This is a genomic window from Streptomyces sp. NPDC020490 (genome assembly GCF_044335305.1).
In the GTDB taxonomy this organism is placed as follows: domain Bacteria; phylum Actinomycetota; class Actinomycetes; order Streptomycetales; family Streptomycetaceae; genus Streptomyces.
This window is the reverse complement of the sequence record NZ_JBIRUY010000014.1, coordinates 15,381-28,560: the sequence shown is the minus strand read 5'-3', so window position 1 is coordinate 28,560 and position 13,180 is coordinate 15,381. Positions and strand designations below refer to the sequence as shown.

General features: G+C 71.5%; 9 protein-coding genes. 4 read left to right on the top strand and 5 right to left on the bottom strand.

Annotated features, from left to right (window positions below):
- Positions 1-127: 127 nt before the first annotated feature.
- The 3 genes from ACH4ZX_RS16790 to ACH4ZX_RS16780 form a co-directional block, all read right to left on the bottom strand.
- Positions 128-937, bottom strand: a complete 810-nt coding sequence (locus ACH4ZX_RS16790; protein WP_398272774.1) for an SAM-dependent methyltransferase — start codon at positions 935-937, stop codon at positions 128-130.
- A 159-nt stretch (positions 938-1,096) separates the two neighbouring features.
- Positions 1,097-1,960: a helix-turn-helix domain-containing protein gene (locus ACH4ZX_RS16785; RefSeq protein ID WP_398272772.1), complete on the bottom strand. Its 864-nt coding sequence runs from the start codon at positions 1,958-1,960 to the stop codon at positions 1,097-1,099.
- 97 nt (positions 1,961-2,057) lie between these two features.
- On the bottom strand, positions 2,058-2,894 hold the full coding sequence (locus tag ACH4ZX_RS16780; protein WP_398272770.1) for a helix-turn-helix domain-containing protein: 837 nt from the start codon (positions 2,892-2,894) through the stop codon (positions 2,058-2,060).
- A 756-nt stretch (positions 2,895-3,650) separates the two neighbouring features.
- Between ACH4ZX_RS16780 and ACH4ZX_RS16775 the strand changes: the two genes are divergently transcribed.
- Genes ACH4ZX_RS16775 through ACH4ZX_RS16760 form a run of 4 tightly spaced genes read left to right on the top strand, consistent with a single transcriptional unit; the run spans position 3,651 to position 7,167 of the window.
- Entirely contained in the window at positions 3,651-3,956 is a 306-nt protein-coding gene (locus ACH4ZX_RS16775; protein WP_398272975.1) for a 4a-hydroxytetrahydrobiopterin dehydratase, read from the top strand.
- A 5-nt stretch (positions 3,957-3,961) separates the two neighbouring features.
- The gene (locus tag ACH4ZX_RS16770; RefSeq protein ID WP_398272769.1) at positions 3,962-4,702 is read left to right on the top strand and encodes a class I SAM-dependent methyltransferase; all 741 of its coding nucleotides are present in this window, start codon (positions 3,962-3,964) and stop codon (positions 4,700-4,702) included.
- Positions 4,699-5,232 carry a helix-turn-helix transcriptional regulator gene (locus tag ACH4ZX_RS16765; RefSeq protein WP_398272767.1) on the top strand — a complete coding sequence of 178 codons (534 nt, stop codon included), beginning with the start codon at positions 4,699-4,701 and terminating at the stop codon, positions 5,230-5,232. The genes ACH4ZX_RS16770 and ACH4ZX_RS16765 overlap by 4 nt, the downstream gene beginning before the upstream one ends.
- A 39-nt stretch (positions 5,233-5,271) precedes the next feature.
- Positions 5,272-7,167 carry a rhamnogalacturonan lyase gene (locus ACH4ZX_RS16760; protein WP_398272765.1) on the top strand — a complete coding sequence of 632 codons (1,896 nt, stop codon included), beginning with the start codon at positions 5,272-5,274 and terminating at the stop codon, positions 7,165-7,167.
- Between the two features lie 45 nt (positions 7,168-7,212).
- Here ACH4ZX_RS16760 and ACH4ZX_RS16755 read toward each other — a convergent pair whose 3' ends face one another.
- Both ACH4ZX_RS16755 and ACH4ZX_RS16750 read right to left on the bottom strand, forming a co-directional pair.
- A complete protein-coding gene (locus ACH4ZX_RS16755) occupies positions 7,213-9,879 on the bottom strand; it encodes a cellulose binding domain-containing protein (protein ID WP_398272763.1) in 2,667 nt (888 codons plus the stop codon).
- Between the two features lie 196 nt (positions 9,880-10,075).
- Positions 10,076-13,003 (bottom strand): glycoside hydrolase family 48 protein, encoded by a 2,928-nt coding sequence (locus ACH4ZX_RS16750; protein WP_398272761.1) that lies wholly within the window; start codon positions 13,001-13,003, stop codon positions 10,076-10,078.
- Between the last annotated feature and the right edge of the window lie 177 nt (positions 13,004-13,180).

The following is a 13,180-nucleotide window of genomic DNA, read 5'->3' as shown; positions in this document are numbered from 1 at the left end:
CCGGCCCGCCCCCCCCCCCCCGCGCCGGCGCGCCCGCCCCCCGCCCCCCCCCCCCCCCCCCCCCCCCCCCCCCCCCCCCCCCCCCCCCCCCCCGCCCCCCCCCCCCCCCGGGCCCGGCGCGTTCCGGTCAGTCCTTGCGGGCGACTCCCGCGTAGACCGGTACGAGGCCCTCGGCCTGGGCCGTGACGTCCTCCGGGTCCGGGCGCCAGCCGTAGACGGGGATCACGCCGGGGCCGAGCAGTTCCAGGCCGTCGAAGAAGCGGGAGAACTCCGGCAGGGTGCGCGGGTAGAACGGCGTGCCGCTCCTGCGGAACAGCTCCGCGGCCTTGGCCACGCCGTCCGGGCTGAGGTCCTGGGTGACCTGGGAGAGGATCAGGTGGCTGCCCGGCGCGAGCACGTCGACGTACCGCTTGACCAGGCCGTACACGTCGTCCTCCTCGTCGCCCAGGTAGTGGGTCAGCGCCACCATGGACAGCGCCACCGGACGGTCGAAGTCCAACGACTCGCCGGCCAGGCGCAGGATCGTGCCGGGGTCGCGGACGTCGGCGTGGATGTAGTCGGTGCTGCCCTCGGGCGTGCTCTGCAGTAACGCCTGGGCGTGCCGCAGCACGATCGGGTCGTTGTCCGCGTACACCACTCTGGCCTCCGGGGCGGCCGTCTGGGCGACCTGGTGCAGGTTGGGCTCGGTGGGGATGCCGGTGCCGATGTCCAGGAACTGGCGGATGCCCGCCTCGGCCGCCGTGCGCACGGCCCGGTGCATGAACCGGCGGTTGGCCCGCGCCCCGCGCACCGCGGTCCCGTCCGAGGCCAGGATCCTGCGGGCCAGTTCCTCGTCCACCGGGTAGTTGTCCTTGCCTCCCAGCCACCAGTCGTACACCCGGGCCGGGTGCGGCCGGCTCGTGTCGATCTGGACGGCGGTGGCGTCGGATCCGGTCATGCGCTGTCTTCTCCTCGGTCTCTCGGAAGGTGCTTCGGCGTTGCTCGGAAGGTGCTTCGGCGTTGCTCGGCGGTGCTTCGGCGTGCTTCGGAGGTGCTTCGGAGGTGCTCGGAAGGTGCGTGCCGGAAGGTGCGGCGCGTGATCCGGTGGCGGGACGGCTCAGAAGTTCTCGCGGTACTCCCGCAGGATCTTCTTGGTGCGTTCGGCCGACGAGGCGCGCGCGGTCATGTGGTCCAGGACCTCCAGGTGCGCGGAGACCTCCTTGCGGGAGTCCAGGTACAGCGCGCCGGTGAGGTACTCGGTGAAGACCAGGTCGGGCAGCTCGGGCTGGGCGAACCGGAACAGCGTGAAGGGCGCGACCGTCCCCGGGTGCGGGCCGTCCGAGAACTCGGCGATCTGGAGCGTGATCCGGTCGCGTTCCGTGAACTCCAGCAGCTTGTCCAGCTGGTCGCGCATCACCTCGGCGCGGATGCTCACCGGGCGCCGCAGCACCGTCTCGTCCATGATCACCCACAGGTGGGGCGGGTCGGGGCGCTCCAGCAGCCGCTGCCGGGCCATGCGCAAGGACACGTGCCGCTCGATGCCCTCCGGGCCGGTCTGCCCGACCGTCCCCGCCTCCATGACGGCGCGCGCGTACTCCGGGGTCTGCAGCAGCCCCGGCACGAAGTGCGGTTCGTAGGAGCGGATGATCCGGGCGGCGCCCTCGAGACTGACGTACAGGCTGAACCACTCCGGCAGCACGTCGTGGAACCGCTGCCACCAGCCCGGCCGGTTCGCCTCCTCCGCCAGCGCGATGAACGTGGCCGCCTCGGCTTCCGGTACGCCGTACGTGGTCAGCAGCACCTGCACGTAAGGGATCTTCAGCGCGACCTCGGCCATCTCCATCCGCCGCACGGTCGCCGGCGCCACCCGCAGGACGCGTGCGGCCTCCTCACGTCTGAGGCCGGCCGTCTCCCGCAGTTCCTGCAGGCGCCTGCCGAGCACCACCTGCCCCACCGTGGGAGCGGGACGCCGCTCACTCACGCCACGCCTCCCCTACGCACCGTCGTCTGCGCGAAGCAGTGTGTCATGTTCCCTCGACACTCTCACAGGATCCGCGAAGATACACATCGGGCCGCCGTCACGCGTGCGGCACCGGCGACTGGAGGTACTTGACCGTCGCCGGGTCGGCCGGGAGGAACGTCTCGATGGCCAACTCGGCGACCGTCACGTCCATGGGCGTGTTGAACGTGGAGACGGACGAGACGAAGGACAGCGTCCGGCCCGCGTGCTCGATCACCATCGGCAGCGCGAAGTACGGCACGGACTCGGCCGGTTCGTGGCCCTGCCCGCCCTCCGGCACCGGATACGCCGCCACCTCCTCGTACAGCTCCCGCAGCGGCTCGGAGCGGTCCAGGGCGATCTGCCGCTCCATTTGGGCCAGCAGATGCCCGCGCCACTCGCGCAGGTTGCGGATACGGGGCGCGAGGCCCTGCGGGTGCAGCGTCAGCCGCATCGCGTTCAGCGGGGGTTTCAGCAGGGCGTCGGGGACGCCCTCCAGCAGCATCATGACGCCCCGGTTGGCCGTGACCACGTCGTACGTCGCGTCGACCACCAGCGCCGGATAGGGCTCGTAGCCCTGGATGAGACGCTCCAGGCCCGCGCGCAGGGCGTCCAGCGCGGGGGAGTCCAGCGGGGTCCTCGGGTAGCGGGGGGCGTAACCGGCCGCCAGCAGCAGGGCGTTGCGCTCGCGCACCGGCACCTCCAGGTGCTCGGCCAGCTTCAGCACCATCTCCTCGCTCGGCCGGGAGCGGCCCGTCTCGATGAAGCTGATGTGCCGGGCGGAGGAGTCGGCGCGCAGCGCCAGCTCCAGCTGGCTCACCCGCCGCCGCTCCCGCCAGGCCCGCAGTAACGGGCCGACGCCCTGGCCGGCGGGGACGGCGGCGGACGCGGTGCCGCCGGAGGCGAGAATCGTCATACGCACGACCGTAGTCGACGACAGCGACCACCCGCCGGGGCGCCCCCGAGGCGCGGCACGGCAACCGGTGGCCGCCCCGCCGGCCACGCCCGAGGACCCGCTTCAGCGGCGCGGATCGACCGCTCGCGGCGCGGTGACCGGCCGCTCCTCACCCGCGGCGCCCCGCGCCGGCTTGACGCGTCCAGCGGAGAGGCCCCGCCGAGGCGCGGGCGCGGGAACAGGTGGCCGTCGCGCCGGTCGGGGCGGCTGCCCCGGCGGGGCCGGCTGAGCGCACGGGCGCGGCCGGGGGACGGCCCGGGGACCGGTGGCCTCGCATCGGCCGAGGCGGCTGCGCCCCCGGGCCCGGTGCAGTGGACGGGCGCGGCCCGGGGACGGGCCCGGGAACCGGTGGCCGTCGCGGTGGCCGGACCCCGTTCCCGCCGCCGCGCGCGCCGTCGCGGCGGCCGGGCGCCGTGCGCGCGGGCCGCCGCCGCGTCGGCCGGGGCGGCCGTGTGCGCCGACTGCCCGGCCGCCGACTGCCGGGCCGTCGGCTGCCTCTCCGCCGACTGCCGGGCCGTCGGCTGCCCCTCCGACGGCTCCCGAGCCGACGGCTGCCCCTCCGACGGCTGCCCGGGCCGTCGGCTGCCCGGGCCGTCGGCCGGTTCGGCGGCCGGATGTCTGCGGCGCAAGCCGCCCCGCGTGGTTCTGACCAGGGACGCGGCGGCACGGCTGTGGCAGGCTGGAGAGGTGTACCGGCGTTCGGAGAGGAGCGAGTTCATGCCCGTCGAACCGCTGTCGCGCACCGAGATCGAGGACCGGCTGGCCGAGCTGCCGGGCTGGACGGCCGACGGTGACCGCCTGACCCGTTCCTACCGGCTCGGCTCGCACTTCGCGGCCACCGCCATGGTCGTGCACGTCGCCCAGGTGCAGGAGGAACTCGACCACCACTCCGACCTCACCCTCGGCTACCACACCGTCTCCCTGTCCGTGAACACGCACAGCGTCGGCGGCAAGATCACCGAGCTGGACTTCGCGCTCGCGCGGAGGGTGGAGGCGCTCGCGCCCGGGCACGGGGCCAAGTGACGCCCGTGCTCGACTACGACAAGGAAGCCGACGTCTACGACGCCTCCCGCGGCGGTGAGCCCAGGGCCGAGGCCGCCGCCGACGCCGTGCTGGGCCTGCTCCCCGCACGCGTCGGCCGGCTCCTCGACGTCGGCTGCGGCACCGGGATAGTGACCCGGAGGCTGGCCGCCGCGCTGCCCGCCGCCCGGGTCGCCGGCGTCGACCGGACCCAGGCCATGGCCCGGATGGCCGCCGCGCGGCTGCCCGGCACGGTCGTGCTGGCGGACAGCCGCGCGCTGCCGTTCCCGGACGCCGCCTTCGACGCCGTCACCAGCGTCTGGCTGCTGCACCTCCTCGACGAGGACGGCGTCCGCGCCGTCGTCGGCGAGTGCGCCCGGGTGCTGCGCCCCGGCGGGGTGTACGTCACCACCGTGGACAAGGCCGCCTCCCACAACGTCGGCAGCGACATCGACGCCGTCCTGGCCGCCCGCCCGCGCAGCCCGGCCCGCGACGCCGCCGACCGCGTCGCCCGGCGCGCCGCCGAGCACGGCCTGCTCCCCGCCGGGCAGGCCGGCTTCCCGGGCCGGGGCCAGGGCCGCAGCCCCCGCCGCACCATCGCCGACCTGCGGCGCGGCTGGTTCGTCACGCTGCCGCCCGGCGATCCGCTCACCGAGCGGTTCGCCACCCGGCTCGCCCAGCTGCCCGACCAGGACCGCCCGCGCCCCGACCCGGTGTTCCACCTGCGCGCCTTCGGAAAGCCCGGGTGAAGTCCATCGTCCGGTTGGTCAGCCCGGTCCGGCCGCCGTCCACGGAGAACGCCTGTTCCCAGCGGGACGCGGCGGGGGAGGGGACGGGGGAGGGGACGGTCCACACGAACCGCACCCGCACGTCCTCGCCGTCGTGCCGGTCGTCGCCGCCCACCTTCCGCGTCGACCGGATCCTCGAACTCACCGTCAGCGAGAAGGAGTTCACCCGCCCGGACGGCTTCGGCCTGGCCGCGTACCGGACGGCCTACCAGCGCGGCTGCCATGAGCGGCCGCACCGCGGCGAGGCCCTGGTCCGGCCGGCGCCGGGAGCCGTACTCCCCAGAGCGGTGCCGGCCGGACCCGAAGAGGCGGGCGGCCGACGGCTGTTCACCGTTCCCATCGAGTCCGCCGACCACGCGCACGGCGAGTTCCTGCGCCTCGGCGCGGACGTCGAGGTGCTGCGCCCGGCGGAACTGCGCGCCAAGATGGCGAGAACCATCGCCGAACTGGCCGAAAGATACGGCAACGCGGCGCGGAGCGACGGCGACTGAGGGAACGGAACCCATCCGTCCTCCCAGGAGGTCCGTCCCGTGCAGCACCCGCACCGCAGACGCCGAGTCCTGTTCTCCGCCGCCCTCGTCGGCGCCGGACTCACCGCGCTGCTTCCCCCCACCGCGGCCCAGGCCGCCACCGCCCTCCCCCAGCTCTCGAACTTCGCTCGAGCCGGGGGGACCCCCATGGTCGAGAAGCTCGACCGCGGCCTGGTCAGCGTCCACACCAGCAGCGGCAACCTGATCAGCTGGCGCTGGCTCGGCACCGACCCGGACAACGTTGCCTTCAACGTCTACCGGTCCGGCACCAAGCTCAACTCCAGCCCGATCACCGGCTCCACGAACTACTTCAACTCCGGCGGCGCCGCCAATGCCGACTACACCGTCCGCGCGGTCGTGAACGGCGCCGAGCAGGGCGACTCCGAGCACGCCGTGCAGCTGAGCAACGGCTACAAGGACGTCCCCATCAGCCCGCCGGCCGGCGGCACCACCCCGGACGGCGTCGCCTACACCTACGAGGCCAACGACGCCTCCGTCGGCGACCTGAACGGCGACGGACAGCTCGACCTCGTCCTGAAGTGGCAGCCGACGAACTCCAAGGACAACTCCCAGTCCGGCTACACCGGGAACACCGTCCTGGACGGCATCGAACTCGACGGCACCCGGCTGTGGCGCATCGACCTGGGCCGCAACATCCGCTCCGGCGCGCACTACACGCAGTTCCAGGTCTACGACTACGACGGCGACGGCAAGGCCGAGGTCGCCATGAAGACCGCCGACGGCACGGTCGACGGCACCGGCGCGGTCATCGGCTCCTCCTCCGCCGACCACCGCAACTCCAGCGGGTACGTGCTGTCCGGCCCCGAGTACCTGACCATGTTCAACGGGCAGACCGGCAAGGCGATGCAGACGGTCGACTACGTCCCGGCCCGCGGCACGGTCTCGTCGTGGGGCGACTCCTACGGCAACCGCGTCGACCGGTTCCTGGCGGGCACCGCCTACCTGGACGGCTCCCGCCCCTCGCTGATCATGGCCCGCGGCTACTACACCCGCACCGTGATCGCCGCCTGGGACTGGCGGGGCGGGGCCTTCACCCGCCGCTGGACCTTCGACACCAACTCCTCGACCAACTCCGGCAAGGGCTACGACGCCCAGGGCAACCACCAGTTGTCCGTCGCGGACGTCGACGGCGACGGCAAGGACGAGATCGTCTACGGTTCGATGGCCGTGGACGACAACGGCTCCGGGCTGTGGACCACGAAGAACGGCCACGGCGACGCGATGCACGTCGGCGACCTGGACCCGTCCCGGGCGGGCCTGGAGGAGTTCAAGGTCGACGAGGACTCCTCCAAGCCGTCGTCCTGGATGGCGGACGCGAGGACCGGCCAGGTCATCTGGTCCACCCCGGCCAACGGCGACAACGGCCGCGGCGTCTCCGGCGACATCTGGGCCGGCAGCGCCGGAGCCGAGTCCTGGTCGGCCGCGGAGAGCGGCATCCGCAACCCCAAGGGCACGGTCGTCGCGAGCCGCAAGCCGGGCTCGACCAACTTCCTGTCCTGGTGGGACGGCGACACCGTCCGCGAACTCCTCGACGGCACCCACATCGACAAGTACGGCACCTCGTCCGACACCCGCCTGCTGACCGGCGCGTCGGTGCACTCCAACAACAGCACCAAGGCCACGCCGTCACTGTCCGGCGACATCCTCGGCGACTGGCGTGAGGAGGTCGTCTGGCCGACCAGCGACAACAAGGCGCTGAGGATCTACTCGACGCCGTACGAGACGAGCACCAGGATCACCACCCTGCTGCACGACACCCAGTACCGCACCGCCCTGGCCTGGCAGAACACCGCCTACAACCAGCCCCCGCACCCGAGCTTCTTCATCGGCGACGGGATGGCGACGGCGCCGCGGCCCACGGTGTACACGCCGTGAGCGGAGGTGGGTGCGCGCCCCGCGGTGCGCGCACCCACCGGCCGGTCAGGCGACCGTGCACTCCTGGTCGCCCAGCTTGAACGAGGCCGGTTTCGTGTTCGAGCCCGACCAGCTCCCGGTGAAGCCGAAGCTCACCGACGACCCGGCCGCCACATTGGCGTTCCAGGTCACGTTCTTCGCGGTCACCGCGGCGCCCGACTGGGTGAAGTCGGCGTTCCACAGCTGGGAGATCCGCTGGCCGTCCGGGAAGGACCAGCCGAGCGACCAGCCGCTCCAGGCGCTGGACCCCGTGTTGCTCAGCTGCACGTCCGCCTGGAAACCGCCCGACCACTGGTTGGTGATCTTGTACGTCACCGTGCAGGCTCCGGTCGGCGTGGGCGTCGGGTCCGTGCCGCCGCCGGTGTCGCCCCCGCCGGTGTCGGAGGTGTCGCCGTAGATCACCCCGCGCCCGTTCGTCGACACGTACACCCGCCCGTAGACCCGTGGGTCGCCGGTGATCGCGGCGCCCGTGAAGGCCCACTGGTGGGCGTCGTCGTTGATGCGGGTCCAGCTCGCGCCCTTGTCGGTGGAGCGGAAGATGCCCCGCACCCCGCCGATCTTCGCGCTGGTGTAGAGCGTCTGGTACGACGCTCCCGTCGCCGCCTTGCCGAAGCCGATCGTGTCGGCCTGGTCGACGTTCGCCAGCTTGGTGAAGCTCGCCCCGCCGTCCGTGGAGTGCCACAGGCCGTACGCGCTGCCGCTCGCCCCGCCGGCCAGCCACACGTCGCCCTTCGTGCCGGGCAGCGCCTTGAAGCGGACGCTGTCACCGCTCGGCAGGCCGCTCGCGGAGGACGCCGTGAAGGTGGCGCCGCCGTCCGTGCTCACGTAGAACTTCCCCGACTTGAAGCCGTAGAAGGTCTTCGGGTCGACCCGGTCGGACTCGACGATCGCGCCGGCGGGGATGCCGCTCGACGCCGACCAGGACGAGCCGAAGCCGGTCGTGTACTGCACGCCGGTGCCGTCGGGGCTCCACACGAAGCGGCTGCCGTCGGCCGCCGCCGCGACCGTTCCGCCGGCGCTGACGCCCGAAGGGTCGGTGCCGGCGAACCAGTTGGCGCCGTCGTCCGTCGAGAACGCGATGTGCGGGCCGGAGTCCAGGTTGCCGACGCGCACGACCGTGTTCGGGTTCGTCTCGGCGAAGTCGAGGCTGGTGGTCGTGGTGAAGTTCGGCGAGGTGTACATCATCGACGGGACCTTGGTCAGGTCCGTGTGGCGGAAGCCGCCGATGTCACCGAGCGCGCTGAACAACTGGGCGCCGCCCGAGGGGGGAGAGGCGAGGTCGAGGACGGCCGTCTCCTCCAGCCCCTGCACCATGGGCTTGATGGTGAACTGGCTCCCGCTGTCCCACTTGGTCAGGTCCTCGGTGCCGTAGACCGTCGCGCCCGTCCCGTACATCATCCGGTTCGAGTCGAACGGGTCGATCTCCAGCGACTCGGTCATCCACCCGAGTTTCGGGGCCTGTTCGGGCGGTGACGGGTTCGCGTTCCAGGACAGCCACGGCGAGGAGGAGATGTCCATGGTGTAGCGGTTCACGCGGTTCGGGTACGACGTGTAGTCCCACGCCTTGGTCCAGGTCCCGCCGCTGTCCGTGGAGCGGAAGATCTGCGTGTCCGGCCACCAGGAGCTGTAGCCCGTCGCCATCACCGTGCCCGGGTGCTGCCGGTCGACGGTCAGCCCGCTGAAGCCGTAGTAGGTGTCCGCCTCGGCGACCGGGCTGATGTCCGTCCAGGTGCCGGTCGCAGTCGCGTACCGCCACAGCCGTCCCTTGCCGCCGTCGTAGGGGCCGCCCTTGTCGCTGTAGGCGAGGTACAGGTAGCCGTTCTCGGCGTCCAGCACGCCCTTGTGCGCCAGGTATCCGGTCGGCTGCCCGGCCAGCCGGGTCCAGGTCGCGCCGGCGTCCGTCGAGCGGTACACCGCGTTGTCCTTGTCGGCAACCCCGACGTAGATCGTCTTCGTCGCGCTGCCCGACGTGCCCGTGGACTCGTCGAAGGTGACCCAGACGATGCCCTGGTTGTCGGAGCCGTAGCCGGAGGTGTCACTCGGGTCCTGCGCGTAGTTCCCGGGGTTGGGGAACGCCGTCACCTGCGACCAGGTCACGCCCGAGTCCGTCGACCGCCACAGGCCCTTGCCGCTGGGCGCGCCCAGGTACAGCACGCTGTCCTTGTTCGGGTCGATCGCCAGACGTTCGCCCATGCCCCGGCCGGGCATGTTGCCGCCCAGCTTGAAGGGCAGGTCGGTCTTCTGCCAGCCGGCGCCCCGGTCGGCGGATCTGAGCACGGCGCCGTTGCCCGGGTCCCAGCTGTTGGTGTACGTGCCGACGGCCGCGTACACCTTGTCCGGGTCGACGGAGTCCGACGCGAGGCTGACCACGCCGGTGTGCCCCCAGTGGTCCCAGTCGACCGAGTCCAGCAGGGGCGTCCAGGTCTTCGTCGACTGCTGCCAGCGGTAGGCGCCGCCGATGTCGGTGCGGGCGTAGGCCAGGTTCTTCTCGGTGCGGTTGAAGACGATGCCGGGCACGAAACCGCCGCCGTCGATGCGGGCGTTGTGCCAGGTGTAGGTGTCGGCGGTGAGCGTCGCCTTGGGCGCGCTGCCGGCCGCGAGGGCGGTCGGGGTGCCCGCGAGCAGACCGGCGGCGAGCGCCAGCACGGCCGTGAGGATGCGGGTTCTTCGCACGGTGGGACGTCCTTCCTGAGCGGGGGACAACAGGGGAAGACGCGCGAGTGCCGGGCGGTCCCCAGTGCAGGTGGGGGCCGCCCGGCAGGTCGGCCTCGCCGTCAGGTGGCGAGGCCACGCACACGGAGCCTTCAAGCGGTTCCGGGGAAGGGCGGCGGTCGCGGTGCCGCCCTTCCCGCGGAGCGCTCGGCGGGGGCTATTCGAGAAGCTCCGCGTACGAGCCCATGGCCAGGGCGATGTCCGCCTGGGCCCAGAAACGGTGGTACGTGAAGACGGGCGCGGCTCCGCCCGCGAGGTAGCTCTGGATCTTCGACCAGGCCGGGTCGTTCTTGTAGAACGAACGCAGCGAGGAGAACGTCGACGACGAGTTGATCGTGTCGCCGTTCGGCATCTTCCCGCTCCAGCCGCTCGGGACGTAGACGGTGTCGTTGAAGCGGTTGTAGTCGGCGCGGGTCTCCGGGACGGCCACGCCCAGGTCGTCCTGGTAGTTCGCCCACATACCGTCCAGCAGCGCCTTCGCCGTCGACTTGGCCGTCGCGTCACCGGACTTGGCGGCGTAGTACGTCAGGGTCTTGGCGTACGCGGCGGCCACACCGACGTCGTTGGTGTAGTCGGCGACGGTGACGTGCAGCGAGCTGTTGGAGCCGGGGCTCGACGGGTTCCAGGTGTCGGGCTGGCCGGACCACTGGAGCGTCGACGGGATCTGGTAGGTGCCGTCCGGGTTGATCGTGGTCTTGGACAGCGCCCACTTCACCCACTTGTCGAGCACCGCCTTCGCCTTGGCGTCACCCGTCTGCTGGTAGTACTCGGCGACCCGTTCCATCGACCACGCCTGGAAGCCGAACCACTGGTTGGACGGCGGGTCGTGGTAGACGGGCTGCCAGTCGTAGTACATGCCGTAGAAGGTCGGCGTGCCCGACGGCGGGGTCGCGTACCGGCCCGCCCAGCTGTTGGTCGCGCCGCCCGCGATGGCGCCCTCGGACGACTGCAGCCACTGGTAGAACTCCAGCTGCCGCGAAAGCGACTTGCTCCAGTCCGCCGCGCCCGTCGCCGACTTCGGCTTCAGGTCCGCGTAGCTGCTGAGCGCGTACGCGGCGAGCGGGTTCTGGTAGCCGCCGTGGACGTGGCTGGAGCCGATGCGCCAGGCCCAGCCGGCGCTGGTGTCCGTGGCGCCGCCCCACGCGTAGTACCAGGAGAGCAGGTAGTGCGAGGCGTCCTTGCCGGTCCCGGCCGCGCAGGTGGACGGGCCGACACAGTTGCCGATCTTCTTGAAGTACTTGTCGTACATGGCGTAGCGCAGGTAGTCGCCCATCTTGGCGGCCTTGCCGACCGTGGTGGCGACGTCACTGCCCTTGCCCTGCTGCTTCGCCCACACGTCGGCCCAGTAGGCGGCCTGCACCGCACGGGCGTCGGCGTCCGGGGCGTCGGTGTACTTCCACTGCTTGGAGTAGGACGAGTCGCCGGTGAACAGGTCCAGGTACCCGTTCGTGCCGCCGTACTTGAAGGCGTCACAGGTGGGCTGCGGAACCGTCTCCCACACCGACTCCTGCGGACCGCGCTGGAAGGTGTTGATGTACGACGGTCCGGTCGCCGTCGGCCCCGCCTCGCACTTGCCCGGCTCGTTGCCGTAGCCGTAGACGTTGTCGACGTCCTGGATCCAGTGCATGCCGTAGACGTCGTCCGTGCCGTAGGCGCTCTTCAGCTCGCTCGCGATCGGGTCCGAGCCGACCGACACGCCGGTGTCCAGCTTGGCCGGGTACTCGTTCGGGGTGTCCAGCTCCGGCGCGTAGGTGGCCGGTTTGGACGCGTTGTAGAAGGAGTTGGTGGGCTGGTCGGCATGGGTGGGGATCATGTACTTCTCCATGATTCCCCACGCGCCGTTGAACTTGGACCAGTCACCGGTGACCTTGCCGTACATGGCCTGCAGCCACAGCAGGTAGCTGTACGCCTCCGACGTGGTCTCGTGGCCCTGGTCCGGCGCCTCCACGATCAGCGTCTCGACCGAGTGGTACGGGATGCCCTCGGGCGAGAAGTAGCCGTTCGCCGGGTTGGTGATCTTCCCGTAGAGGTCCAGGAAGCGGGCGTCGTACGCCTTGGAGGCGGCCAGCTCGGTGACGGTGACGGTGGCCTTGGAGTGGCCGGTCGCCGTCGACTCGAAGGTCGCCGAGCCGGTGCCGGAGGAGTCGGCGGTGACGGTCACCTGCTGCGCGGTGTTCCAGTTGGAGGGCGTGAAGGTGAGGGTCGTCCCGCCGGACACCGTCAGGCCGGAGTTGCCGCTCGCGCGGGCCGTCGTCACGGTGACGTTCGAGGAGGGCTGAGTGGACAGCTTCACCTCGTACGTGCCCGACTTGCCCTGCTGGACGCCGAGTTGGGTCGGCGATGCGACCACCGCGGGACCGGAGGCGACCGTGATGCCGACCGGCGTGGACTCGGCGGACGCGCCCAGGCTGTCGTACGCCTTCGCCACCAGAGAATGACTGCCCACGGTCAAGCCGGAGGCCGAGAGGGTGAACGGCGAGCTGGTGTCGGTGCCCAGCAGCGTCGTGTCGTCGTAGAACTCGACCTTGCTGATCGTCGCGTTGTCGGCGGCCGCGGCGGTGGCCGCGAGCGGGACCGCGTCGCCCTGCGTGTAGACGGCGCCCGCGGTGGGGCTGGTCAGCACGGTGACCGGCGGCTGGTGGGCGCCGGCGCAGGTGGTGCCGTTGATCGCGAAACTCGTGGGCGCGGTGTTGGTGCCGCTGTAGGTGAACTGCGCGCCGGTGGAGACGGCGGCGCCCGCGGCCACCTTCCCGTTGTACCCGGCGTCCTTCACCGTGATCTGCTGACCCGACTGGGACCAGGTGCCGCTCCAGCCGTTGCTGAGCTTCTGGTTGCCCGAGTAGGAATACGTCAGTGTCCAGCCGTCGATGGCGTCCGTACCGCGGTTGGTGATCGTCAGGTCCGCGGTGAAGCCGGAGCCCCAGTCGTTCGTCTTGTAGTCGACGCTGCACTGAAGTGCCGCCGCGTGGGCGGTCGTTGAGCCCGTCGACAGCATGGCCAACGGGAGCGCGAGGGCCGCCAGGGCGGCGGTCCACAGGCGCCGCGGTCCCGCCCATGCGGCGCGGCGTCTGCGTCTGGAATGCATGTGCCGGTTCCTCCTTGCGGCTCGGAGAGGGGGGAGGAGCAACAAGCCTTGAACCAGTGGGAGCGCTCCCATAGTGGGGATGAGGGCAGGGGCGGTCAAGATGTTCGAAGAGTCGAAAAGATTCGACGGCTCTGTGACAAGGACAAGTCAAGAAAGTTTCTGTCACCCTCTGTTCAG